The following is a 24,366-nucleotide window of genomic DNA, read 5'->3' on the forward strand; positions in this document are numbered from 1 at the left end:
AGTCAGTTCACTGACTTCGGACCTTGACCGGGGTCGACCTTGGCCAGTTTCTGTCCCTGTTCCAGTTGCTGCTCCAATTCACGATATTGCGGATCCAGAATCTCTATCCGGGCGCGCTCCCGCAAAGCCATGAGTTGCGCCTCCCGAGCGGACTCCCGCGCCTGGCGAACCCACAATTCGGTGGCCCGCTCGCGCACTTGCTCGAGCGGATTGATGCGGGGTGGCTCGCGCTCGATCAAGCGGAACAACGCGTAACCTTCAAGCAGCTGCACCACCGGCGTGGTCTCCCCGGGCTGGAGTGCGTCGATGGCCTGCTGCGCCGTCGCACCCAACATGCCTTGATGTAGGTAACCCATATCGCCCCCCGACTCCGCCGACGGGTCCTGGGAAAAATCCCGCGCCAACTGGTTGAAATCTCCGCCTTCATCCAGACGCAGTTTCAGCGATTCTGCCAGTTGGCGGGTGTTCTGCCACACCTCCTGACCGGATGACGGATCGACCTTGAGCAGGATTGATCGCACATGATCCCGCCCCGGCGAAGTGAACTTGTCGGGATTGCTCCGGTAGTACTCAAGCAGCTGCTGCGCATTCGGCGCGTCCACCGCTTCCTTCCAGCGCTTGTCGAGTTGGTTCAGGATGTTCTTGCGTCGCAAGCGCAACTGCAGGTCGTCGATGACGACCTGCTTGTTCTCCTCCCAGCGGGGGTCCTGGCTGAATCGCTTTACCAACCGATCCAGTTCCTGCCCGACCCACTCGGCATCCGCGGCGATACCCAGGCGCTCCGCCTCCTGTAGCATCAGCATGGTGTCGATCAGTTCCTGCCCCACCTGCCAGCGAAACAGCCTGACTTCGTCCTCGGGAGGGGTCCCGTGATAGAAACGGTTGCGCCCAGCATTCCGGAGACCCTGGGCGTAAGTTTCCATGCTAAGGGGCTGGCCGTTGACCCGGGCAAACAACTGCCCGGATTCATCGGCAGGAAGCGCCGGCGCTGTCACCCACAACAGGGTCCAGGAGACGATGAGGCCGGCTATCCTGAATCTTGTATTCCACATGGCGTTGTTCCTCGAAACCGTATCCACACCCTTTGGTAAAAGACCATGATTCCTTTATGGTTTTGAAATCTCTAAACGTAAGTCGGGGCGCCGGGACAACGTCCCTGGCACCCCGTAAACACAGCGAAGGTACGGCTTTCTATTTGATATGACAGGAGAGGCAAACGTCGCTGTTGTTGTTGGCGATACGCAGGAAGCTCACCGGTCGTTTGGTATCTTCATGCGGATCGTGACAGCTGGCGCACTCTACCGAAGGCCCGTTGGTACCGCTGAAGTCACGGGTGTAGAGGACCATGTCGGTCTTCTCCCGCACATTCGCCGTGCCGGTAGTGGTGGCGTTGGAGACATCTACCCACCACTGGTCCTGGGTATTGATGGACGCGTATTGGGCTACCTTGAAGTCCGGGTCACCGCTGCTAGCTGAAGCGGGATCGCAGTCCGCGGTGGTACCGGTACAGGCACCGCCCGCATAGGCGATACTGATCGGATGGTCGTTACGCAGATCGGCGCCGATCTTGGGGATCGGGTCACCCACCATGGTACCAATGGCGGCGGCATCGATTTCGCTGCCGGCGGCGTTGTAGTTGCCGCTGCCCGGACCGTTGAGCACCACATCCATCGCCTGACTGCCGTCATGACAGGAGAGACAGGCCAGCGAGACCGAACCGACAGTCACCTCCGAGCCATCCAGGCTGGCGGTACCCAACGAGGAGTAGCGGGTGTAAGTGGTGCTGGGCAAGGTTTTGTTCCACAGCGGCGCCGTGACACCGGTGTTGGATCCATGGGGCGTATGGCAGAAGACGCAAACCTCGGTGGTCGCAGTCGAGGTACCCTGACCGGCACCGCCACCGCCAAGATCATGCTGGCTACCCTTGATCCCGGCCCAGGCGCTGCCAAAGGCGAGCAGTGTGCCCGCGATTAGGACGATATACTTGTTCATGTAGGAATTCCCTGTTTTCATTGTCGCACCCTCACTATGTTTAGAGTGGCTATTCACCTATGCTCAACAAGTGAATTGCAATACCGGTGCCAGATTTATAATCTATTATTTATTAATAACTTACAGACAGCCCGCACCGCACCGCCCGCTTTTTCTCTCGAATCTTCCCGAATCCGGGAGGGCATATTTTGGAATTTTCCCAATTGCGGGAGGCAATGGGCGGGATTTACCGAATCCAAGTAAATTCAGCGACCCAATCAGCCGGACTCACCCGACCGAGATTTAACTCCGCCGGGAGATAGCGGGGAGTTACCGCGTTACGACGGTTAATGAAGGGGGTTCGGTATGTTATTTGCTTGTTTGTGGATTTAGTCGAACGAGTGGATGTATCGCCTGATCGATATACTGGATGAGGCTCTCGATCTGGGAATCGCTCAATACGGAGCGCCAGGCGGGCATTGAGGTCCCCTCAAGTCCATGCAGAATAACCTGACGCAACCGCTCCGGGGTCATGGTGGCCATAAATCGATCATCCGTCAGGTCCCGGGCATGGGGCTCGAGAAAGGTTCCGATCCAGTTGCGACCGGACCCGTCCGCGCCGTGGCAGAAAGCGCAATTGGCCAGGAAGAGTTCTCCACCCTTGCGGACAGGTTCAGACAACTGATCCAGAGAGCGGGCAATATCATGCCTGGCGAAGGGAGAAGCGCCAGTGAGCGCATCCGGGGGTAACAGAAAATCCCCGGTGGCGAACGAGGTACGGGGATAGGAGACGGCATCAGGTGCCCAGGGCGCCCCTTCGTCGCTGACCCGCGCCCGATCGTGACAACTGATGCAGCTGCCGAGAAAAAGTCGTTTTCCCTGCCGCTGCCCGGGAGTCAGCTGTTCCCAGGGTCGGTCCAGCGGGATCCGACCGCTGGCGAAGGGGAACGCAGGCTGGTATCGCTGGTGATTCACCCAGCCGTTTTCACGGGAATGGTAGCGGGTGTTGGGCAGGCGCTGGAGGATAAATTCCTCGCGAATGAAGTCGGCGACCAACTCTATCTCCGTTTCATTGAGCAGGCGCGAGAAAGGTTTCATCGCCGTGCCCGGCCGCCCTTCGCGGATCACGTGCAGCATCTGATCCCGGCTCAGATCATCCGGTGCAAGGGCAGTAAAATCCCGTGGCGGCGGTTGCAGATAGGTGGCGGCCAGGGTGTTGGCATCACCCGAGTAACCGTGGCAGAAGTAACAGCGAAAGTTATAAATCTCTCTCCCTGCCTGGTGGGTAGATGAATATTTCCCGGTTGCCGCGGCTATACCGGCGACGAGCGCCAACAGCAGGCCTGACAGGATAAGAATTGTGGTATTGGACTGACGCAGACCCGGGATCATGGGGATTGGATATCTCGCAAACTATTGATAATCAGATGGACAGCAATATGCCAAAACGCAGACACATCATAAACCACAGCCTAACCCTCCTGGCAATGCTGCTGGTTGCCGGCTGCCAGACGTTGCCGGAGAAGGCGCCGGAAAAACAGCCGCCCATGGCCTTCCCAAGTCCACCAGAACCGGCACGGTTCTACCATGAACGTACGCTGTTGAGTACCAGCGCCGTCAAGCAGGCGGATGAAGAGGACAAGTTACGCGCCTTCCTGACCGGTGAAGACAGCGATCAAGGAGAAGGTTTTGCCAAGCCCTTCGACGTGGCGGTCCATCAGGGCCGGGTATTCATTACCGACACCGTAACGCGTCACGTGATTGTGATGGACTTTGTGACGGGTAAAACCTTCAATATTGGCACCGCGGGTGACGAGGGTGATCTCACCAAACCACTGGGTATTGCCGTCGATCGCTCCGGTACCGTCTACGTCGCGGACAACGGAGCAAAAACCGTTAAAGTCTATGACCGTGATGGCAACTACCAGCGCAGTATCGGCAATCGGGAGCTGCTACAGCGTCCCGCAGGAGTCGACGTCGACCCGGAAGGGAGTCACCTGTTCGTCGTGGATGTCGGGGGGGTGCAGAGCCAGCAACACGTCATTCAGGTGTTCGATGGCCACAGTGGTGACCTGATCCGAACTATCGGCCGGCGCGGAACGGGCGAGGGGGAGTTCAATCTGCCCCGGGACGTCAAACTGGGTCCGGATGGCTTGCTCTACGTCACCGACGGCGGCAACTTCCGGATACAGGTGTTGACCCAGGAAGGAGAATTTGTGCGCGCCTGGGGTAAACCCGGAGCACGTCTCGGCCAGTTCTCCCGCCCCAAGGGCATCAGCATCGACAAGCAGGGTAACGTTTATGCGGTGGATGCCGCATTCGGCAACTTCCAGATATTCAATCCACAAGGCCAACTGCTACTGTTCGTCGGTGCGCGCTCCACCACGCCGGGACCGGCAAAATACATGCTGCCCGCCGGCATTGATGTCGACGAGGATGGCCGGGTCTATCTGGTGGGGCAGTTCTTCCGCAAGGTGGATATCTACCGACCGGCTACGCTTCCGCCAGAAAAGGGATATCTGGGGAAATCAGCTGAATGAGGCATGGTGAATACCTTTCCAGGGCCGCCGGGTCGCCACGCGCGACAACGCCCATCATTCATCCGAACGCCGCGAGATATAAGCAGCAATGGCCCGCATCTTGCTGTGATCGCTTGCACTCTGACTCCATTGACCAACCAAAATTCCGACTGGACCCGACCAAGATGAATCCTATCCTGACCTGCTTCACCACCCTGATCATCGCGGCCGGCTGTGCTGACGCACTGGCACAAACGCCACGACCGGCCAATACCTATTTCTCCGTTGCGGTAACGGAGAACTCCCATAACCACTACGGGGAAAACCTGATGTATCTGGCCTTCTCGGACACTCCGCAGGTTGCGACAGACAATTCCCGAATTGTGCACTCGGTACGCACGGTAGCCCAGCCGATACAACTCGATGGCAAACTCGATGAATGGCCGGCACAGCGCTTCACCCGTATCCGGGGCCGCGTGATGAACAACTACCCCCTCGGGCTGTACTACGATGCCGCGCCGACAGAGATCCGCATCGCCTCCGCATTTGATGATGAGTACATCTATTTTGCCTTGAGCTATGAAGACGCCAATCGGGACGCCTCCATCCGCCGTAACCAGTGGCAGTATCACGAAGGCGTCTGGCGGCCGATGCCCCATGCCAAGCCGACACCCGGCACAGCCGCATCGGCCAGCGTCAATCGTGATGCGCCACTGGCCGGTAATGAGGATGAAGATCGGCTGCTGATGATGTTCCCTATCCAGGACAAGCAGAAAAATTTTGTCGATGGCGGCCTGGGATGCGCTGGTTATTGCCATACCAATTTGCGCCTGACGCCGACTACCGACGATGATCTGACAGGAGCAGGGGTAGCAGCGATGCACACTGTGCTCCCGGGTGACCTGGCCGATCTCTGGCACTGGACCGCCACCCGAAGCCGGCCGATGAATACCCTCAAGGATGGCCATCTGAATTTTGGTACCGTTAGCGATAACGGACGCGAGGCCGATTCCGGAGCTTACCCGTTCGAGAACAATGCGCTCCTGGAGCCACTGCGTCCCCGATACGTCTCCCGCAGTGACTACCAGGCCGGTCGCTATCAGCAGCCCGGGTTCGAAACCCGTCAACTGGTAACAGGGGATCTGCTGGAGATCACCCCTGATATGCAATTCGCCGAAGGGGTTTCGCTGCCCTTCTACATCCCCGTGGCACCCAGCGGCGGCATTGCCGACGTCCAAGTCGTCGCCCTGTTTGATGAAACCAGCTTAAGCTGGCAGTTGGAAATCCGCCGCAAGCGCGTGACAGGCGACCCGCATGACCGGCAGTTTGTCGCTGGAGAGGATCTCCCTGCCCCGACAGACCGGCCGGTGGCCGCCGGAGACCCGGGCAAGGGAGAAAAACTGTTTCACGAGAAGGCCTGCGCCGCTTGCCACGGAGAACAAGGTGAAGGCTTGCGTCACACGGAACATACCCACTCGGAAGGTCAATCAGCCGAGGAGGGATGGCATGCCCCAAGAAATCAGCGGGTATCGGCGCCGGCGATCCGCAAGACCGTTTCGCCGTTGCGACCACGCCGCCTCCGGTACCTGGCCCACTCGCTGAAGCAGCATAACGGCCAGCCACCCGAGGCGCTGATGCCCTTCGTCAACCTGACCCCTCAAGAGATCGAGGATATCGCCAGCTGGCTGCAACTGCAGTACACGCCCGATCGACAGTAATCGGTAACGACGGCGGGTATCCGCCGCCGTTGTCATTTGTCATCAATGGGAGGGGTGCGAGTGCGCTTCCCCAGCGACGTGCGAATGTTCTGTCTCTACGCTTGTGGCTTCCGCTTCAACCTTGGGCCAGATAAAGGCCTTGAATATATACTCCGATACATGGGCAATCTCCTGGTAGGTCAACACCTTGTCCCATGCCGGCATCTCGCTGCCGTGACTACCGTTGGCAATCTTTTTGAATAAGCGCTCGCGATTGAGCTTGTGGCGTGCGGCTGGATGGCGGTAATCACGAGGACGCGGCAGGATAAAATAGGCTCTGGGCCCATTGCCGTCGCCGTTGACTCCATGACAGGCCGCGCAACTGGATTCGTAAAAGAGTTTACCCCAGGCCGCCTCCCCCACCAGGCCGTACGGCATGGGCCGGGCCATGAAGGCAGGATCGAAGCGGCCATCACGGATGATCTGGTCTTCCTCGGCCACCATGGCGGATGGGACGGTGGCGGTATCCGGCAGTTTCATAAACGTATCACGCAAATAATCTACCACCGTAATGATCTCCTGTGGCTTTAGCTGCGTACCCCAGCCAGCCATCGCGGTATTGGGCCGCCCATAGGTAACCGAAAAGATCATACGGTCCCGGGTGAGTTCGCGCGCAGACTGCATGGAGGTAAAATCACGGGGTGGCGGAAAAAAGCTGTCGCGTGCGCGGGAACGCGCATCCCCACGGTCACCATGACAGACCGAGCAGTAGTCATGATAAATCCGCGCACCGTTGGGAGGCTGTTCAGCATGCTCACCAGAGGCCTGAGCCACCTTGACCGTCACACCCATATTGAGCAGGGTTGCCGTCATCAGTAGACCGTAAACTTTTCGTTTCATAATTTCTGTCGACCCTCAATCGGCGCCTGGCACACCAGGCTCACCATCACTGGCCTGGATATTGCAATTACCATTCCACCGAAGGGTCAATTATTACTGACCCGCACATCAATTCAGGAGAGTAAGGTGAAAGCCGGATATCTTGTCATTCTCATGGCACTGTCCGCTGCAGGCTGTAGCGAGCAGACGACCAATTCAGCACAGCAGGCAGAGCTGGTCGAAAAAATTATCGCGAAACAAAACCAGGCAAACCTCGCCGCCGAAAATCCCCACGCCGGAATCCCCGATTTCAAGACTGCAGCGGCCGTGGCAAAACCGCAAATTCTTGGCGGTAGCCAAGGACAGGTCAAGTTTGTGCAGCAGGCCGGAGGTTACACCTATGCGCAAGTTGTCACCGAGACGGGCCCGGTGTGGATCGCCGCCAATCGCAGTGCCATAGAGGTTGGCGAGAAGGTCGCATGGCGCGATGGCGCCATAATGCGCAATTTCCACAGTAAGGCCTTGGATCGCTCTTTTCCTGAGATCATCTTCATCTCATCGTTTATCGTCCAGGGAGGCGATGGAGTTCAGGGCAAGGTAATTTCGTCGAGCCAGAGCGCAGGCTACAGCTACCTGGAAGTGGCAACGGACACCGGGACAGTCTGGCTTGCACTACCCGCTATGCGCATCAACAACGGTGACCAGATTCGATGGATTGGCGGCTCAGAGATGCAGAACTTCCATAGCAAGAGCCTGAACAAAACCTTCGACTCCATCTGGTTCATCAGCTCTGCCGAAAAGCTGAAAAACGCTAGCTAACCACACCCTCGGGAAGGCCTGTTTCCAGGAAACGGGAAACAGGCCTTCCCATTCCCGGGAATATTACCGAAATTCACCCCACTTCTACCAAGCCTGTGGTGGCTGATCTGCCGGCCGGGACACCCTGCCACCAACCGCTTCAATCCTGACATACAAGAACAAAAGCGCCCGATCTTCCGGTTATACAATACGCCTCTGGGTATACTCGTGGTATTCAGTGCAGAAATTCGGAACAACCGTTGTCATCCTGAACACCGGATGGACCGAAAATCAGGCGGTTAAGGGCATGGCGGATATCGCTATCCAGTTCATCGAACATCAGGCCCACACCTTGCTCAGCACAGCGGACCACAATCGCCTCAACCTGCATATGACATTTAAGGTCGCTGGCCCCGAGCATCAGAGAAGCCTGAAGTGTGGCATTCACCGGTAGTTGGATGCGTCCGATATCGACAAACATCCCTCCCATACCGATATCTCGAATACAACCCCGTACCCATCCAAGGCTGGGATAGTTCAGCATGGTATAAAGCATTACCGGCCGGCGTGGTGAATTGCGATGTTCCACAACTGACTATCCTCCATAGTTATAAAGACACCCTGCCGCCTCGCCTTAGCTGGCAACCTGATGACTATTGTTTAACTATAGACCAAATATACTGCATCATTGTGATCTACTGCTCGCTATGAGTGATCACCACCACACCTACCTACCGGCAACGCCAGGATATGAAAAAAAGCAATAAAATAGATATTAATCAAGCTGTTAATCCAAGCTTCTTGCGCCGTCTGGCAGCCATGCTCTATGACTCCCTACTGGTATTCGGCCTGCTGTTGCTGGCCTCCATGATCGTCACGCTGCCGATAGGAATACTGGCCGGCGAGGCAGCCTCGCAAGCGCTGTCAGGCAACCTTCTGTTCCGACTCTGGCTGGCGCTGGTGCCACCGGCATTTTTCCTGCTGTTTTGGCTGAAGGGGGGGCAAACCCTGGGTATGCGTTCCTGGCGCCTTCGCGTTGTCAGGACGGACGGGGCACCGTTGCGATGGACGGACGCAGTGATACGCCTCCTGTCGGCACTGCTCTCCTGGTTGCCCCTGGGGCTGGGTTATCTCTGGATACTGGTTGATCGGGACAGACTCGCCTGGCATGACCGTCTATCGGGGACCCGCCTGGTACTACTCGCCAAGCGGTAGCATCGCCGCTTGCCGTGGCCGCTCCAGAGATAAGGGTTCGCGATCAGTGTATTCGGCGCACAAACCAGAAGCCGATAGCCAGAAACAGCAGGCCCGGCACAGCGGCTGCGAAAAGTGGATTGAGAGAGTAGACCACGGCCAGATGGCTAAATACTTTATTCAGCAGGAAAAACGCCAGTCCCAACAGAGACCCGGCAAAAATCCGCTGACCGATACCTACCGTGCGCAACACACCGAAGACAAAGGGGACCGCCAGGAAAACCATCACCAGTGTCACCAGCGGCATGATCACCTTACTCCAGAAAGCCACTTCGTATGTCGTCGCCTCCTGGCCGTTTTCATGCATAAAATCGATATATTGATAGAGCCCCCAAACCGGTAACATGGTAGGACTGACCACCACCACGTTGAGAATATTGGGGTTAAGCAGCGAATCCCAGGTAGCTTCGTCCAATTGCCGGCTCTCTATCCGGTCCGCCAGGAAACGGGTCTGGTTGATCCCTCGCAATAACCAGCGCCCATCCTGATATTGGGCGAAGTTGGCGTGCGTGGAGACCCGCAGCTCCCGCTCTTCGGAGAACTCGTAGATGTAGATATCCCTCAGTTGCGAACCGGGTAGAATCTGGCGGATATTGACAAAAGAGCCCCCGTCACGGGCCCAGAAACCGTATTTGGACTTGAGAGTAATCTGCTGACTCAACTTGCTGGCGCGCATCCGTTCGGCGTATTGCTCGGTATTGGGCGCGATCGCCTCACCGATAACCAACACCACCAGCATGGCCAGCAACCCCGCCTTTAAGACCGAACCGATGATGCGGGTCAGCGAAACCCCGGCCGCACGCATCGCCACCAGCTCAGAGTGACTGGCGAGCCCGCCCAGACCGACCAGACTGCCCAGCAGCACCGCCATGGGGAACACCTCGTAGGCCCTGCGCGGCAAGAGTAACAGCACATAGTAGAAGGCATCCGGAGTCTGGTAGTCGCCGTTGCCCACATCCTTCAACTCATCCATCAGGGTGATGAAACCCACCAGTGCCACCAGGATGATCAGCGTCATCAGGATGCTCATCAGCACGCTGGTGCCGATGTGTCTATCTAACACCCTCATACCTTTCCACCCCGCAATCGACCGGTCAGCACCCGCAGCAGGCGCGGCGACTTGTACAGCATTACGCAACCGCCCAGCAGCAACATGAACGGCTGCACCCACCAGCGCCCCATCCAGACCGGGGTCGCCCCGGAGATCATCCAACTGCCGGAGACCGCCTGCAAATTGATGAAAACGATATAGAACATCAGCGCCAGTACCAGACGTCCGTAGATGCCCTCCCTCGGCATGGACTTGCTAAGTGGCACGCTGATAATGGTGAATACCAGTACCGCCACCGGGAACATGAGCCGAAACTCCAGTTCCGATATATAGTGGATATCATCCGACCCGATTAGCCGGCTTGTAGGCAGCGCCTTGGTTGGCAGCTGACCCGCTTCTTGATCGCCCTGATCGATCAAGATCGCATACTTCGCGAAGTCGCCCACCGTGTAGGAACCGTTATTCCCCGGTTCACCTTCATAGCGGTGTCCATGCAGCAGCACCAGATAGCGGTCGCCACTGTCCGGTTCGGTATAGTGATACCCTTCGGCCGCCGTGATCAGGCCGAGCTTTCCGTGCTGTCGATTCTGCACAAACACATTGCGCATGCGCTGCTTGTCATCACTCATCTTCTCGACATAGAAAACCAGGCCGCCCTTGCTGAACTCGTTAAAACGACCGGCCACAGCCATGCCGAGTTCGGCGGATTCGTCCTTCTGTCGATCCATGATCTCGGCCTTGCTGGCATTCACCCAGGGCACCAGATCCAGGGTCAACCAGGCTACGAGCAGCGCGACCGGAATGGCCACCAGGGCAAACGCGCGATAGATACGTCTGAGTCCGACACCGCCAGCCGCCAGGGCCGTCATCTCGCTGTCGCGGTACATCCGGCCCAGGGAGTACAGGATGGCGAAGAAAAAAGTTGGCGGAATCACCGGCCCCAACACCTGCAACACCTCAAGCCCCAACAGCCGCACCATCGCGTCATTACCGATCAGCCCCGCTGCGGCGTCCTGAAGGATGTCAATATAACTATGGGTGACCACAATCAGCATCAACACGGTCATGATGGCGAAAAATGACTTGGTCACTTCCCACAAAATGTAGCGATCGATTATCGGCAGCATATAAAGCGTTCTGTTGAAAATACCGGAGCGAGGAAATAGCCCCAAACCTGCATCGGTGGTAAACGGCCACAATTCTTGTAGACTACTACCCCAATGGCCAAACCGGACAGAAGTAGGCGATGATCCACACAAAATCATCGCCAGCAAATCAGTAGAAACCGCGAGGGATAGTACATCCTGACCGGGCTGCGGGCAAACCGGCACCGAACCGGTTACCGATACGCCATAACGGGCTTTTCGACAGATAAACCATAACCATTCAGGGAAACGCTATGGAATACCACGTGAAATCAGGCGATCCATCCACACAACGCACCGCGTGTCTGGTGCTGGGCGTCTTTACCCGGCGCCAACTGGCGGGATCGGCAGTGCAGATCGATAAGGCCAGCGCCGGCCATCTCAGCGCCATCCTGAAAAAAGGTGATATGGACGGCGAAACCGGTCAATCCCTGATGTTGTACAACGTACCCGGCGTCCAGGCCGATCGCATCCTTCTGGTAGGCCTTGGTGCGGAAAAGGAGCTGACCCTCAAGTCGCTCCTAACCGCCTGGTCCGGCGCCGTCAAACTTCTCAATGAGAGCAGTGTCATCGAAGCGACCAACACCCTCTGTACATTGGAAATCCGCGACACTGACCTGGCACAGCGATTACGGGAATCGGTCATCACCGCCGAAGATCAAGTGTATCGGTTTGATCAGTGCAAGAGCGAAGCAAAGCCACCCAAACGCCCGCTGAAAAAACTCAACCTGTTTATCGGTGAGCTGAAAAAGAGCCAGGCCGTTCAGCGTGCCGTCGACGAAGGCGAAGCGATTGCCGGTGGCATCGCCCTAGCCAAAAACATGGCCAATCTCCCGGGCAACCGCTGCACCCCCAGTTATCTGGCGGATCAGGCCCGGCAACTCGGCAGGCAGTCAACCAAACTGAAGGTTTCCGTACTGGAAGAGAAGCAGATGGAAACCCTCGGCATGGGATCGCTGCTCTCCGTTTCCCGTGGCAGCCGCGAGCCGGCCAAGCTGATCGTCATGGAGTACAAAGGCGGCAAGCCGAAAACCAAACCGGTGGTACTGGTCGGCAAGGGACTCACCTTCGATGCCGGCGGTATCTCGCTGAAACCGGCTGCCGCCATGGACGAGATGAAATACGACATGTGCGGCGGCGCCAGCGTTATCGGCGCCATGGCCGCTTGTGTGCGGATGGAACTGCCGATCAATCTGGTGGTCATCGTCCCTTCATCGGAAAACCTGCCGGACGGTGCGGCCAACAAACCGGGGGATATCGTTACCAGTATGTCGGGCCAGACCATCGAGATCCTCAACACCGATGCCGAAGGCCGACTCATTCTGTGTGACGCCCTCACCTACGCAGAACGCTTCAACCCGGCTGCGGTGGTAGATGTCGCCACCCTTACCGGCGCCTGCATCGTCGCCCTGGGCTCCCAGGCGTCCGGCTTGCTGAGCAACGACGACCAGTTGGCCGCCGAGCTGCTGGAGGCGGGCAACCGGGCGACGGACCGCGCCTGGCAACTGCCGCTATGGGACGAGTATCAGGAACAGCTGAAGAGTAATTTTGCTGACATGGCCAACATCGGCGGTAAGGGAGCGGGCACTATCACCGCCGCCTGCTTCCTCTCCCGCTATGCGAAAAAGTACAAATGGGCACACCTGGATATTGCCGGCACGGCCTGGAAGAGCGGCGAGCAGAAAGGGGCGACCGGCCGTCCGGTATCACTGCTCTCACAATTCCTGTTGAAACGGGCGGGCCGGGCAAAATGACCCAGGTCGATTTCTATATCCTGGGAGACAAGACGGCCGGCGACCGCTTCCAGCTCGCCTGCCGGATTGTCGACAAGGCGTGGCAGCAGGGACATCGGATCTATCTGCATACCAACTCGGATGCGGAATCGCGGCACCTGGACAAACTGCTCTGGACCCACCGGGAAGACAGCTTCATTCCCCACGGCCTGGTGAGTGACAGCGACAACCAGCTCACACCGGTGTTGATCGGGCATAACCAACAGGCCGGTGACGAGCATGACGTACTAATCAACCTGGCGTCCGAAGTGCCGCCCTTCTTCAGCCGCTTCTCCCGGGTGGCCGAGCTGATCGACCAAGATCCGCTGGTCCGCGAAGCGGGACGCCAGCGCTACCGCACCTACCGTGACCGCGGTTACACCCTTAACACCCACAACCTGTGACGATGCAAAACGACTGGAACAACCCTCCTGAACAGCAACCGACCGCCGAGTCGGAAGCGACGCTCGCCGTTGATCTCCAGGGCATTCCGATCCTCAATGAGGTGGTGGAACCGGATGAACTGTCAGCGTCTGACGACGGCAACCCGGACCAGGCCGACCTGCCTTTGCTCGCTAGCGCCTCCGGGCAGTCCATTGACCCCGACGCGGTGAATATGGAGGCAGTGCGCGAAGCGCTTCGTAACGAGCTGCTGGGAGTCATTGAGCAAACAGCCGCGACCCTGGCCGAACGGTTTCGGGAGGATCTGCAGCAGTCTCTGAGGGAAGAGCTGACACGGGCGCTGGATGAGCGTCTGCTTCAGTCGATCCATAAGGAACACGACAGCTACCCCAAGTAGGGGCAGGCCCCCGTGCCTGCCCTTCTCAGGCAGTGTCGCCACCATCAGGGCAACCACAGGGGGTTGCCCCTACTGGACCCCTTTTAAGCCTGACCATACCAGGGCGTACCCGCTGACGGCGTCCGCAGGGCGCCCCATGTGCCACTTGGAACGGGAACAGACGACGCCCCCTACTGTTCCACCTCAACCCGGTCCACCTTCTGAAAACCACGCGGCAACTTGCTGCCCCGGCGTCCCCGCTCGCCCTGATAGTGTTCCAGATCGCTCAGCTTCAAAGTAATAAACCGTTTACCGGAGTGGGCGGTCAGACGCCCCCCCTCGGGTACGCAAGCCACGGCCACCACGAATTCGATGCGATCTTCCACCCGCTTGGCGGGTATGCCGATGATCTTGTTGCCTTTGCCCCGGCTCAGGGCCGGCAGTTCGGAAACCGGGAAACAGAGCATGCGCCCTTCGTTGGTAATCGCCACCACCTGGTCGGCGTCACGATCGATCACTTGAACCGGATGCAGTACCTTGGCTCCTTTTGGCAGAGTCAGTAGCGCCTTGCCCGCCTTGTTCTTGGCATACAGCTCCTTGAGTTGCACCAGGAAGCCATAACCGGCATCGGAAGCGACCAGATACCACTGTTCCGGATCGCCCCCCAAGACCACCCTGAACATGGCACCACTGACCGGTGACAAGCGTCCGGTCAGCGGCTCCCCCTGGCTGCGTGCCGACGGTAGGGTATGAGCCGGCACCGAATAGCTGCGTCCGGTGGAATCGATAAACACCGCCGCCTGGTTACTGCGCAGATGGGCCGAATCAAGATAGCTGTCACCGGCCTTATAACTGAGCGTCGCCGGATCGATGTCATGACCCTTGGCGGCCCGCGCCCAGCCCTTCTCGGAAAGGACCACCGTCACCGGCTCACTGGGGGTCAGGTCGGTCTCGGCCAGGGCTTCGGCGGCTTGGCGTGCAACGATGGGGGAACGCCGCTCGTCGCCATATTTCTCGGCATCTTCCTGAATCTCCTTACGGATCAGGGTGGTCATGCGCTGACGGGAGCCGAGGGTCTTTTCCAGCCACTCCTGCTCCTTGGCCAGTTCATCCTGCTCGGCGCGGATCTTCATCTCTTCCAGCCGCGCCAGCTGGCGCAACTTGGTATCCAGGATGTAGTCGGCCTGCAGTTCGGTCAGGTCGAAGCGCTGCATCAATACCGGCTTGGGTTCATCCTCACTACGGATGATGCGGATCACCTCATCCAGGTTCAGGAACGCAATCAGCAAGCCATCCAGCAGGTGCAACCGATCGCGCACCTTGCCCAGACGGTATTCCAGGCGACGCCGTACCGTTTCGTAGCGAAATTCCAACCACTCTTTGAGCAGATCCAACAGGTTTTTCACCTGCGGTTTGCCATCGAGGCCAATGACATTCATGTTGACCCGGTAGGTGCGTTCCAGGTCGGTGGTGGCAAACAGATGCGACATCAGCCGCTCCACATCGACCCGATTGGAGCGCGGTACGATCACCAGGCGGGTGGGATTCTCGTGATCCGACTCATCCCTCAGATCTTCCACCATGGGCAACTTCTTGGCCTGCATCTGTTGCGCGATCTGCTCCAGCACCTTGGCTCCGGACACCTGGTGCGGTAGTGCCGTGATCACCACATCGCCCTGCTCACGGATATAGCGGGCGCGCATGCGGATACTGCCGCCGCCGGTCTCATACACCTTCAGCAATTCATCTTGCGGGGTGATGATCTCCGCTTCGGTGGGATAATCCGGCCCCTGGATATGTTCGCACAGCTCTTCCAGGGTGCTTCTTGGACTCTCCAGCAGTCGGATACAGGCACTGGCCACTTCACGCAGGTTGTGCGGCGGTACGTCGGTGGCCATACCCACGGCAATACCGGTGGTACCGTTGAGCAGCAGATTGGGCAGACGTGCCGGCAACATGGAGGGCTCTTTCAGGGTACCGTCGAAGTTAGGTACCCAGTCGACTGTACCCTTGCCCAGCTCGGAGAGCAGCACCTGGGCATAAGGCGTGAGGCGCGCCTCGGTATAGCGCATGGCGGCGAAGGATTTCGGATCATCGGCGGAACCCCAGTTTCCTTGCCCGTCTACCAGGGTGTAGCGGTAGGAGAAGGGCTGGGCCATCAATACCATCGCCTCGTAACAGGCGGAATCGCCGTGCGGATGAAACTTACCCAGTACATCGCCCACGGTACGTGCCGACTTCTTGTGTTTGGAGCCGGCCGACAGCCCGAGCTCCGACATGGCGTAGACGATACGCCGCTGCACCGGCTTCAGGCCATCGCCGATAAACGGCAGCGCCCGGTCGAGAATCACGTACATGGAGTAATCCAGGTACGCCTTCTCGGTAAACACCTTCAACGGCATGCGCTCGATGCCTTCGATACTCTGGTCGATTCCGCTACTCATATCACCCTGTCAAATGGTTTTCTGGAGATCACACGTGGAGGGGGGATCATACGAAAAGCGCCGGCACTTGTCACAGGAAGAGTGCATAACCCGCTGGCGAGTCAGGAGCAACCGTAGAGTGAGCACGTCGTATGTGCCCACGCTGGCATCCCATTTGACCAAATTCGCGTGGGCACAAAAAACGTGCCCACCCGACCTGACTTGGCTTTTTCCTGAAACGGCCAGGAAACGGTCAGTGGGAAATGCCGGGCCAACTGGCGTCCGGGATCACATAAAGCAGTACGGCAAAAAAGTGGAAAGCGCTGCCGGCCAGGACAAACAGATGCCAAACCGCGTGATTGTAGGCCAACCGTTCCCAGGCGTAGAAAATTACGCCCAGCGAATAGAAAAGACCGCCGATCACCAGCAGGATCAGGCCACCGACACCCACCGTATCCAGCATCGGCTTGATCGCCGCCAGTGCCAGCCAGCCCATACCGAGATACAGCATCAGCGACACTTTTTTATAGCGCTGCTCGGTAAACAGCTCGAAGATCATGCCGACGACCGCGATTCCCCATACGGTACCGAACAGCCACCAACCCCAACTCTCCCGCATACTGACCAGGGCGAACGGTGTGTAGGTACCGGCAATGAGCAAAAAGATGGTTGCATGATCGATCTGGCGCAGAATCCGCTTCGCCTTGGGATGGGGAATACTGTGATACAGCGTCGACGCCGTATAGCAGAGGATGAGCGTGGCGCCATAAATACTGACACTGGTGATGTGCCAAACATTCCCATAGAGGGTGGAGAAGGCGACCAGTACCGCCAGCCCGGCAATACTCAGCGCGGCACCGATGCCATGAGTCACGGCATGGGCGATCTCTTCGCCCAGGCTATATTCCGACACCAACGATTCCGTGCTCATCACACCCTCCTCAAACAAACGTTTAACTTAGAATGGTCCGAGCGATTCTGGCTGTCAAGGTTGGCGCTACCGGCTCGTCGTCATCAGCGGCCTTTTTACGCTAGACCCCAACCCCATATAAAGACACCCCGATCACAAGGTTGTTGTTTAGAGACGCAGGCGAAATAATAGTTTCAATCCATACTACGCAATCACCCTCACAGGCAGGAGCCCGACCGTTTGAACAGAGTCTATGCATGGGCCGCGGACCAGGCCGCGGGCGGCATCTTGCTCTTGATGGCCCTGTTGTCCATTGCACATGGGATGGATGGCGGGTTTCCCGCCTATCTGGCGGGGGGATTAGGTTGGCTGGCGGCACTGCTGTTGGCCCCGACCATCAACACCCTGCAGCGCATTCAAGTCATCGCCATGCTCACGATAGGCGGTGGGGGACTGGCCTGGAACATTGCATCCGGATTGCCTGTCCCAATCGAAAAGGCCCTCAGTACCAATCAGGCGATGCTGGCGATGCTGGCGTCGGTCAGTTTCCTGCGATTGATTACCCAACCGGCTATCTGCAACGAAGCCCTGCCCCAGGGTAGCAAACCACTCTGGCGTAGCCTGTTTGGGGTCCACTTTCTCGGCTCGGTGATCAATATGTCCTCGATTGTCATTATTGGCGATCGTTTGTCGGCCAACCGTCCCTTGAGCCAGCAACAAGCCTGTCTCCTCTCGCGCGGATTTGCCTTGGCGGCCTGCTGGTCGCCGTTTTTTGCCGCCATGGGTATCGCCCTCTCCAATGCGCCGGGAGCACAATTGACCACCCTCTCGGCGGTGGGCTTTCCGGTGGCCCTGTTCGGACTGTTGCTAACAGGCTGGGAATTGACCCGGAACGGCCGCGCCGAGCGGTTTTACGGGTATCCCATGCAGTTCAGCGCGCTATGGATTCCAGGCCTGTTGGCGCTGATGTTGATGGGGCTGCATTACGCTTGGCCGGCAATCCCGATGCTCACCCTAATCAGCACCCTGTCGCTAACGATATCACTGCTGATACTGCTGCTTCGACACGGTCGCGAAGGATTAAGCGCCTATCGTCAGCACATCCGTGTAGGACTGCCGCGCATGTCGGGGGAGTTGCTGCTGTTTGTAGCCGCCGGGGTACTATCCACCGGGATCGCCAGCGCCATTGAAACGAGCCAACTGGCACTGGATGTACCCCGTTTCGGAGCGGGCGAGGCGAGCCTGCTGCTCCTGATCATGGTGTTGGCATCGGTAATCGGTATCCATCCGGTGATCAGCATTGCCACCGCCGGTGGCATCCTGTCACCGCTCGGTGTCGATCCCAATCTACTCGGTATTACCTTTCTGATGAGTTGGGCAATCGGTGTCAGCACCACTCCCTTTTCCGGCCTGCACCTCGCTATCCAGGGGCGCTATCAAGTCAATGCGTTCACTCTGTTACGCATGAATGCCGTTTTTTCCCTGGTGATGCTGGGTGTCGCCAGCCTGGCGATGTTGCTCTACACAAGGAGCTGACGGCGTTAACGGAATCCGGGTTCGCGCGCGCTGGGTCTACCGTACTTGAGCTCGCTGATGATCTTTTCAGAACTGGGATCCAGGATGCGGCTATTGCAGAAATAAAATTCGTGCAGATCCTTACGGTAACGAGTGTAACCGTTGTCGGCAATAGATTTCCACCCGGCCTTGCGCGGTCTGACAAATTTGCCCTTGCCATTACCAAACGCATAGGTTTTGAACTCCCGGGCAGTACAGCGCATCCCCTCAAAGGCGACATTTTTGGCGCCGGTACGGGATTTGATCACCACGGTATAACGTACGACCCCATCCGCTTCGGTATAACTGACGGAGTTGGCATCAATAAAATAGCTAAAGGCGGCATTGGGACGGGTCACCTGGAATTCGATCAGGTTTTCATCCTCCGGAAAGGCCGGAATCTCAACATTCTGCTCCTGCCATTCATACTCTTCCACATTGGGATTGACCGACTCATGCGGGTCATAAATGCTGCCGGCTGTATAGGGATTGCCGCCATCCCCCGCCTGAGCGAGCGTTAGCACACCCCATGACACCATTACCAACAGTACCACCCATCGATTCATCGCCATAACCCTGTCCTATTCAAGTAATCCGGCCGCGCTCACACCTCTGCCAGATCACCTTTCTCCTGTAACCACTGCTTCCGGTCCGAGGCCCGTTTCTTAGCTAGCAACATATCCATCATGCCATTGGTATCGTCCCCCGCATCAATGGTCAGTTGCACGAGACGCCGGGTATCCGGATCGATCGTGGTCTCACGCAACTGCAACGGGTTCATCTCACCCAAACCCTTGAAGCGTTGGACACTCACTTTGCCGGTCAGTTTCTCGGCGGCGATCCGATCCAGTACCCCCTGGCGTTCAGAATCGTCCAAGGCGTAGAAAATATGCTTACCCACATCGATGCGATAGAGCGGCGGCATCGCTATATACACATGGCCCTCCTGCACCAGCTTGCGGAAGTGGCGCAGGAACAGGGCACAGAGCAGGGTGGCGATATGGGCGCCATCCGAGTCGGCATCGGCCAGGATACAGACCTTGCCGAATCGCAGCTTGCTGAGATCATCCGATCCCGGCTCCACTCCGATGGCCACCGAGATATCATGCACCTCCTGGGAAGCCAACACCTCGGCAGAGTCCACTTCCCAGGTATTGAGGATCTTGCCGCGCAACGGCATGATCGCCTGGAATTCCCTGTCCCGGGCCTGCTTGGCGGAGCCGCCGGCAGAGTCACCCTCCACCAGGAACAGCTCGCTACGGGTAGTATCCACGCTGCTGCAATCGGCCAGTTTACCCGGCAATGCCGGTCCCTGGGTCACCTTTTTGCGCAACACCTTGCGTCCCGCCCGCAGTCGCGATTGGGCGGCATTGATCGCCATGTCGGCGATACGCTCACCGGCATCGGTATGTTGATTCAGCCATAGGCTGAAAGCGTCCTTCACCACGCCCGACACGAAGGCGGCACACTCCCGGGAGGAGAGGCGTTCCTTGGTCTGGCCGGAGAACTGGGGATCGGCCAGCTTCACTGAGAGGATGTAGCAGCAGCGATTCCAGACATCTTCCGGCGCCAGCTTGACGCCGCGCGGCAACAGATTGCGAAATTCGCAAAACTCCCGCACCGCATCGGTAAGCCCTGAACGCAGTCCATTTACGTGGGTGCCGCCCTGGGCGGTGGGGATCAGATTGACGTAACTCTCGGTGACCGCCTCGCCGCCTTCCGGCAACCAGACCACCGCCCAGTCAGCCGTCTCGGTATTGCCCGACATGGTCCCGACAAAAGGCGGCTCGGGCAGTAACTCCAACCCCTGCAGCGCATCCAGCAGATAATCCTGCAGGCCATCCTCGTAATACCATTCGTAGTTATCGCCACTGTTCTCATCCAGGAACAGCACCTTTAGCCCGGGACAGAGCACCGCCTTGGCGCGCAGCACATGCAGCAACTGACGTACTGAAAACTTACCCGAATCGAAATACTTGGTATCCGGCCAGAAACGCAACCGGGTCCCGGTATTGTTCTTGCCGACCCGCCCCACCTCTTCCAGCTCGGATGCCTTGTTGCCACCGGCGAAGGCCATGTTGTACTCGACCCCATCGCGTTTGACCCAGATCTCCAGATGCTTGGAGAGGGCATTCACCACCGAGACACCGACTCCGTGCAGACCACCGGAAAACTGATAATTTTTATTGGAGAACTTACCGCCGGCATGCAGCTTGGTCAGGATCACCTCCACCCCGGGCAACCCTTGCTGCGGATGGATATCCACCGGCATGCCACGGCCATCGTCCTTCACTTCCAACGAGCCGTCCTTGAACAGGGTGACCTCAATGGTAGTGGCATGACCGGCGACCGCCTCGTCCACACTGTTGTCGATCACCTCCTGGGCCAGGTGGTTGGGACGACTGGTATCGGTATACATGCCGGGGCGCTTACGCACCGGCTCCAGACCGCTCAGCACCTCAATGGCGGAAGCATCGTAAGAACTGCTGCTCATGAATAACAAAACCTGACTGATTGACACACGATGGGCCCAGAGTTTACACGCCCCCACGACGCTATGCGAGGGGTGAGCAAGAGGTAGACAGCAAGCTGGACACAGCCGTTAACGGAGATGAGTCGATCACCCTTCCATCGGCCGTCTTGCGCGCCGACACCGATTGACCGCCTCCCCTCCTCTGGTTATGGTTTACGCTATTGAAACCAACAACGAGCTGCAACGTGCCTAAAAAAGCCCCCCCCGCCAACGCATCCGCAGAGCCTTCGTTCGAACAGGCATTGAGTGAACTGGAATCCCTGGTGGAGACCCTGGAACAGGGTGACCTCTCGCTGGAAGAGTCGCTGAAATCCTTTGAGCGAGGCGTCGCCCTTACCCGCACCTGCCAACAGGCGCTGAAAGAGGCGGAACAGAAGATCCAGATTCTCACTGACCAGCGTCTCGACGCCGAGCCGGAACCTTTTGATCGTGACAACTGAATCCGCCCTGAAACAGTACCTGGCACAGTGCCAGCAACGGGTCGATACTGCCCTGGACCAACAACTCCCTGCTGACAGCATACAACCGCACCGACTACATCAAGCGATGCGTTACGCCACCTTGAACGGCGGGAAACGCATCCGCCCCATGCTGGTCTACGCCGCCGGCGCCGCATTGGGCGTGGAGCCGGAACAACTGGACGGGCCCGCCTGCGCGGTAGAGCTTATCCACGCCTACTCCCTGATCCACGACGACTTGCCGGCAATGGACGATGACGACCTGCGACGTGGACGCCCCACCTGTCACAAGGCGTTCGACGAAGCAACCGCGATCCTGGCCGGCGACGCCCTTCAGACCCTCGCTTTCAAGGTACTCTGCAAGAATGAGCCCTACCCGTTTGCCGCACCGATACGCCTGGAGATGATCGAAACCCTGGCCAATGCCAGTGGCTCCCGCGGCATGGCCGGTGGACAAGCGCTCGACCTGGCGGCGGTAGGTCAACAACTTGACCTGGCCCAACTGGAGAATATGCATATCCACAAGACCGGTGCGCTGATCCACGCCAGTGTCAAATTGGGTTGTCTGGCCGCCACCACAGCCGATACGGATCAGGTACGGCAACTGGAACACTACGCCAACTGCATCGGCCTCGCCTTCCAGGTACAGGACGATATTCTCGATGTGGAAGGCGACACCGAAACCCTCGGCAAGACCCAAGGCAAGGACCAGGCCAACGGCAAACCCACCTACCCATCGCTGATCGGCCTCAAGGGCGCCAAGGAGCTGGCCCAGAGCCTGCGCCAGGACGCCCTCGACAGCTTGGTGGAACTGGATGAGCGCGCCGACCCGCTGCGCTGGTTGGCGGATTACATCGTCAACCGCGACGCCTGAGCCGGCCTATATCGTATGCATTCCCACGCGGAGCGTGGGAACGAGAAACAGCCTGCCGAACAGTCATGCGGGATCGTCCCTACGACAACCCGGTGAGCAGTTCACGCCGGGTCAGAGGCGTCTCCAGACGCTCGGACAGGGTCGGTCCCCCTCCATTCGCAGATGCCTCTGCCGCCACATCCGCCACCGGTTCTTCACTACCCGCCCACGCCTCGGCGATCTCCCGACTGCGGGTGGAGACTTCGGAACGGTTCTCCGCCAGCATAAGACCGCGCATGATCTCCCCGGCCGTCGCCACCGCCAGCTCCTGGGAGTCGAACGACTGCATGGGTGAGAACAGAGAACAGGCTTGGTAGCGACCCTGATGAAGACCCAGCGCGGGCTCCTGGGCGACGATGAATTCGTACACCCCGGAGGGAAGGACGTGATGAATCTTCTCCCCCGGGCGCCGTTCGGCCAGGCCGTCGGCTTCGCCCTCGCCCAACAGCACCAGGTTCATGAACCAGGGGGTGATCAGCACGCCCAATTGGTAGCTGTTCCAGGGCTGGAAGCCGACCGCCTGGACCCGCAGGGCGGGGTTGAGGATCGGTACCCCGTCCATTCGGGTCTGCTCAATATGGCGATACAGTCCCTCCAGGCGGAGCACCTCGACCGGTCGCTTTGTGCGGCTCATGGCATCACCATAAAATCATCCTTGCGGCCGTCACAGTTGGGACAGCTCCAGTCATCCGGCAGCCTGGAGAAAGGCGTTCCCGGCGGAATTTGCCAGTAGGGGTCACCCTCTGCCGGGTCATACAGATACCAGCAGATCTTGCACTCCAGCCGCGACGTGTCGTTGAGCTTCTCCGCGCAGCCACCGTAGGAGCCGGCAAAAAAGGCTTCACTCATCGATAGATCTCCATAATCTCATGTAGTCTTTGAGCGCTATCGACGATATCTTCCGGCGCGGCGCAGGCCACGGCCGGCACATCGGTCACCTCCAGGGTGTTGAGGATGTTGGCATCCTGGGAGTTGAAGTATTGCACCCACCAGACGTAGCGCGTCTGGGTACTGGTGATACGGCAGTTTCCGTAACCGCGGGAGAGGATGGTGACCGAACCGGCACCCAACAATCGATCGAGAAAGGCCAGGTCCTGTTCAGTCTGGGGCAGCAGGGTCAGATTGATCACATGGGGCTCGACGCCGGGGCGGTAGGCAAGCGATTTCTCATCCAGCTCCGCTACCAGGGGCGGGGCATTCAGCACCCCCTCCGGCAGGGGGGCATCCGGCAGGAGCAGATGCTCGACCGCCGCGGCAAAGGTGGCTTGCCGCACCAACCCAGGGATATCCGCCACCTCCAAGGTGTCACGCAACAGGGCCCCTTCCCGATCCAGATAACGGACCCGCCACAATCCGGCCAGCACCGACTCCTGGATCCGCGTCTGGGATTGGCCGGTGATCACAATGCTCACTTCCCCCTCTCCCAACAACTGATCCACCAGCGCCAGATTGTCCCGGTCCAGTTGGCCCAGCTCGAATAGCGACGGGGGATCACCGGCCCGATAATCACTCAGCGCACTCTGCACCTCGTCCAGCAGGCGTCTCGCCTCCAACAACTCCGCCACCACATCCGGCTCCGGTATCTCCGGCATGGCGAAGGTCGACATCCCCTCCGGCATCGCCTGGTAGTTCAGTTCGGCACCGTCCGCTTCCGGCGGTTGAGTCCCCACACCAACCGCGCCGACCGGTAATTCGTAATAACCCATGACCA

The 24,366-nt window shown here is 58.5% G+C and carries 24 protein-coding genes; 10 read left to right on the forward strand and 14 right to left on the reverse strand.

The features are described from left to right. Positions 1 to 2: 2 nt before the first annotated feature. The 3 genes from ACQY5R_RS05915 to ACQY5R_RS05925 form a co-directional block, all read right to left on the reverse strand. A complete protein-coding gene (locus ACQY5R_RS05915) occupies positions 3 to 1,052 on the reverse strand; it encodes a peptidylprolyl isomerase (protein ID WP_428605741.1) in 1,050 nt (349 codons plus the stop codon). A 139-nt stretch (positions 1,053 to 1,191) separates the two neighbouring features. Next, the gene (locus ACQY5R_RS05920; protein WP_428605744.1) at positions 1,192 to 1,992 is read right to left on the reverse strand and encodes a cytochrome c3 family protein; all 801 of its coding nucleotides are present in this window, start codon (positions 1,990 to 1,992) and stop codon (positions 1,192 to 1,194) included. Between the two features lie 348 nt (positions 1,993 to 2,340). Further along, positions 2,341 to 3,363, reverse strand: a complete 1,023-nt coding sequence (locus tag ACQY5R_RS05925; protein ID WP_428605747.1) for a c-type cytochrome — start codon at positions 3,361 to 3,363, stop codon at positions 2,341 to 2,343. A 47-nt stretch (positions 3,364 to 3,410) separates the two neighbouring features. Here ACQY5R_RS05925 and ACQY5R_RS05930 point away from each other — a divergent pair, with 47 nt between their 5' ends. Together ACQY5R_RS05930 and ACQY5R_RS05935 are read left to right on the forward strand one after the other, a co-directional pair. Further along, positions 3,411 to 4,511, forward strand: coding sequence for a hypothetical protein (locus tag ACQY5R_RS05930; RefSeq protein WP_428605749.1), 1,101 nt, complete (start codon positions 3,411 to 3,413; stop codon positions 4,509 to 4,511). Positions 4,512 to 4,675: 164 nt separating this feature from the next. Continuing rightward, the gene (locus ACQY5R_RS05935; protein ID WP_428605751.1) at positions 4,676 to 6,208 is read left to right on the forward strand and encodes an ethylbenzene dehydrogenase-related protein; all 1,533 of its coding nucleotides are present in this window, start codon (positions 4,676 to 4,678) and stop codon (positions 6,206 to 6,208) included. A gap of 42 nt (positions 6,209 to 6,250) precedes the next feature. Here ACQY5R_RS05935 and ACQY5R_RS05940 read toward each other — a convergent pair whose 3' ends face one another. Beyond that, positions 6,251 to 7,087 (reverse strand): c-type cytochrome, encoded by an 837-nt coding sequence (locus ACQY5R_RS05940; protein WP_428605754.1) that lies wholly within the window; start codon positions 7,085 to 7,087, stop codon positions 6,251 to 6,253. A 126-nt stretch (positions 7,088 to 7,213) separates the two neighbouring features. Here ACQY5R_RS05940 and ACQY5R_RS05945 point away from each other — a divergent pair, with 126 nt between their 5' ends. Further along, positions 7,214 to 7,885, forward strand: a complete 672-nt coding sequence (locus tag ACQY5R_RS05945; RefSeq protein ID WP_428605757.1) for a hypothetical protein — start codon at positions 7,214 to 7,216, stop codon at positions 7,883 to 7,885. 214 nt (positions 7,886 to 8,099) lie between these two features. On the opposite strand, the gene ACQY5R_RS05950 is transcribed toward ACQY5R_RS05945, so the two are convergent. After that, positions 8,100 to 8,453 carry a PilZ domain-containing protein gene (locus ACQY5R_RS05950; protein ID WP_428605760.1) on the reverse strand — a complete coding sequence of 118 codons (354 nt, stop codon included), beginning with the start codon at positions 8,451 to 8,453 and terminating at the stop codon, positions 8,100 to 8,102. 161 nt (positions 8,454 to 8,614) lie between these two features. Here ACQY5R_RS05950 and ACQY5R_RS05955 point away from each other — a divergent pair, with 161 nt between their 5' ends. Beyond that, complete coding sequence (locus tag ACQY5R_RS05955; RefSeq protein WP_428605762.1) at positions 8,615 to 9,079, forward strand: RDD family protein; 465 nt, start codon at positions 8,615 to 8,617, stop codon at positions 9,077 to 9,079. A gap of 43 nt (positions 9,080 to 9,122) precedes the next feature. Here the strand turns inward: ACQY5R_RS05955 and lptG are convergent, their stop codons facing one another. Both lptG and lptF read right to left on the reverse strand, forming a co-directional pair. Next, on the reverse strand, positions 9,123 to 10,187 hold the full coding sequence (gene lptG / locus ACQY5R_RS05960; protein WP_428605765.1) for an LPS export ABC transporter permease LptG: 1,065 nt from the start codon (positions 10,185 to 10,187) through the stop codon (positions 9,123 to 9,125). After that, positions 10,184 to 11,296: an LPS export ABC transporter permease LptF gene (gene lptF, locus ACQY5R_RS05965; protein ID WP_428605767.1), complete on the reverse strand. Its 1,113-nt coding sequence runs from the start codon at positions 11,294 to 11,296 to the stop codon at positions 10,184 to 10,186. Before lptF ends, lptG begins: the two co-directional genes overlap by 4 nt. Positions 11,297 to 11,568: 272 nt before the next feature. Between lptF and ACQY5R_RS05970 the strand changes: the two genes are divergently transcribed. Genes ACQY5R_RS05970 through ACQY5R_RS05980 form a run of 3 tightly spaced genes read left to right on the forward strand, consistent with a single transcriptional unit; the run spans position 11,569 to position 13,885 of the window. Next, complete coding sequence (locus ACQY5R_RS05970) at positions 11,569 to 13,068, forward strand: leucyl aminopeptidase (protein ID WP_428605769.1); 1,500 nt, start codon at positions 11,569 to 11,571, stop codon at positions 13,066 to 13,068. Then, positions 13,065 to 13,490 (forward strand): DNA polymerase III subunit chi, encoded by a 426-nt coding sequence (locus ACQY5R_RS05975; RefSeq protein WP_428605771.1) that lies wholly within the window; start codon positions 13,065 to 13,067, stop codon positions 13,488 to 13,490. Before ACQY5R_RS05970 ends, ACQY5R_RS05975 begins: the two co-directional genes overlap by 4 nt. A gap of 2 nt (positions 13,491 to 13,492) precedes the next feature. Further along, positions 13,493 to 13,885, forward strand: a complete 393-nt coding sequence (locus ACQY5R_RS05980) for a hypothetical protein (protein ID WP_428605773.1) — start codon at positions 13,493 to 13,495, stop codon at positions 13,883 to 13,885. 170 nt (positions 13,886 to 14,055) lie between these two features. Here ACQY5R_RS05980 and parC read toward each other — a convergent pair whose 3' ends face one another. Then, positions 14,056 to 16,308 (reverse strand): DNA topoisomerase IV subunit A, encoded by a 2,253-nt coding sequence (gene parC / locus ACQY5R_RS05985; RefSeq protein WP_428605775.1) that lies wholly within the window; start codon positions 16,306 to 16,308, stop codon positions 14,056 to 14,058. Positions 16,309 to 16,540: 232 nt separating this feature from the next. Further along, complete coding sequence (gene trhA / locus ACQY5R_RS05990; protein ID WP_428605777.1) at positions 16,541 to 17,218, reverse strand: PAQR family membrane homeostasis protein TrhA; 678 nt, start codon at positions 17,216 to 17,218, stop codon at positions 16,541 to 16,543. Between the two features lie 219 nt (positions 17,219 to 17,437). On the opposite strand from trhA, the gene ACQY5R_RS05995 reads away from it, so the two are divergent. Then, positions 17,438 to 18,733 carry a hypothetical protein gene (locus ACQY5R_RS05995; protein WP_428605778.1) on the forward strand — a complete coding sequence of 432 codons (1,296 nt, stop codon included), beginning with the start codon at positions 17,438 to 17,440 and terminating at the stop codon, positions 18,731 to 18,733. Between the two features lie 5 nt (positions 18,734 to 18,738). Here the strand turns inward: ACQY5R_RS05995 and ACQY5R_RS06000 are convergent, their stop codons facing one another. Next, a complete protein-coding gene (locus tag ACQY5R_RS06000; protein ID WP_428605780.1) occupies positions 18,739 to 19,323 on the reverse strand; it encodes a CNP1-like family protein in 585 nt (194 codons plus the stop codon). 32 nt (positions 19,324 to 19,355) lie between these two features. Continuing rightward, the gene (gene parE, locus ACQY5R_RS06005) at positions 19,356 to 21,245 is read right to left on the reverse strand and encodes a DNA topoisomerase IV subunit B (protein ID WP_428605782.1); all 1,890 of its coding nucleotides are present in this window, start codon (positions 21,243 to 21,245) and stop codon (positions 19,356 to 19,358) included. Between the two features lie 224 nt (positions 21,246 to 21,469). Between parE and ACQY5R_RS06010 the strand changes: the two genes are divergently transcribed. After that, positions 21,470 to 21,724, forward strand: coding sequence for an exodeoxyribonuclease VII small subunit (locus ACQY5R_RS06010; RefSeq protein WP_428605784.1), 255 nt, complete (start codon positions 21,470 to 21,472; stop codon positions 21,722 to 21,724). Further along, positions 21,714 to 22,616, forward strand: coding sequence for a (2E,6E)-farnesyl diphosphate synthase (gene ispA / locus ACQY5R_RS06015; RefSeq protein ID WP_428605786.1), 903 nt, complete (start codon positions 21,714 to 21,716; stop codon positions 22,614 to 22,616). The genes ACQY5R_RS06010 and ispA overlap by 11 nt, the downstream gene beginning before the upstream one ends. 79 nt (positions 22,617 to 22,695) lie before the next feature. Here the strand turns inward: ispA and hybE are convergent, their stop codons facing one another. The 3 genes from hybE to ACQY5R_RS06030 are packed head-to-tail and all read right to left on the reverse strand — an operon-like array spanning position 22,696 to position 24,361. Further along, a complete protein-coding gene (hybE, locus tag ACQY5R_RS06020; RefSeq protein ID WP_428605788.1) occupies positions 22,696 to 23,289 on the reverse strand; it encodes a [NiFe]-hydrogenase assembly chaperone HybE in 594 nt (197 codons plus the stop codon). Further along, positions 23,286 to 23,504, reverse strand: a complete 219-nt coding sequence (locus tag ACQY5R_RS06025) for a rubredoxin (RefSeq protein WP_428605791.1) — start codon at positions 23,502 to 23,504, stop codon at positions 23,286 to 23,288. The genes hybE and ACQY5R_RS06025 overlap by 4 nt, the downstream gene beginning before the upstream one ends. After that, on the reverse strand, positions 23,501 to 24,361 hold the full coding sequence (locus ACQY5R_RS06030; RefSeq protein ID WP_428605794.1) for a hydrogenase expression/formation C-terminal domain-containing protein: 861 nt from the start codon (positions 24,359 to 24,361) through the stop codon (positions 23,501 to 23,503). The genes ACQY5R_RS06025 and ACQY5R_RS06030 overlap by 4 nt, the downstream gene beginning before the upstream one ends. Between the last annotated feature and the right edge of the window lie 5 nt (positions 24,362 to 24,366).

Source organism: Sedimenticola sp., assembly GCF_050289425.1.
Lineage (GTDB): Bacteria > Pseudomonadota > Gammaproteobacteria > Chromatiales > Chromatiaceae > Sedimenticola.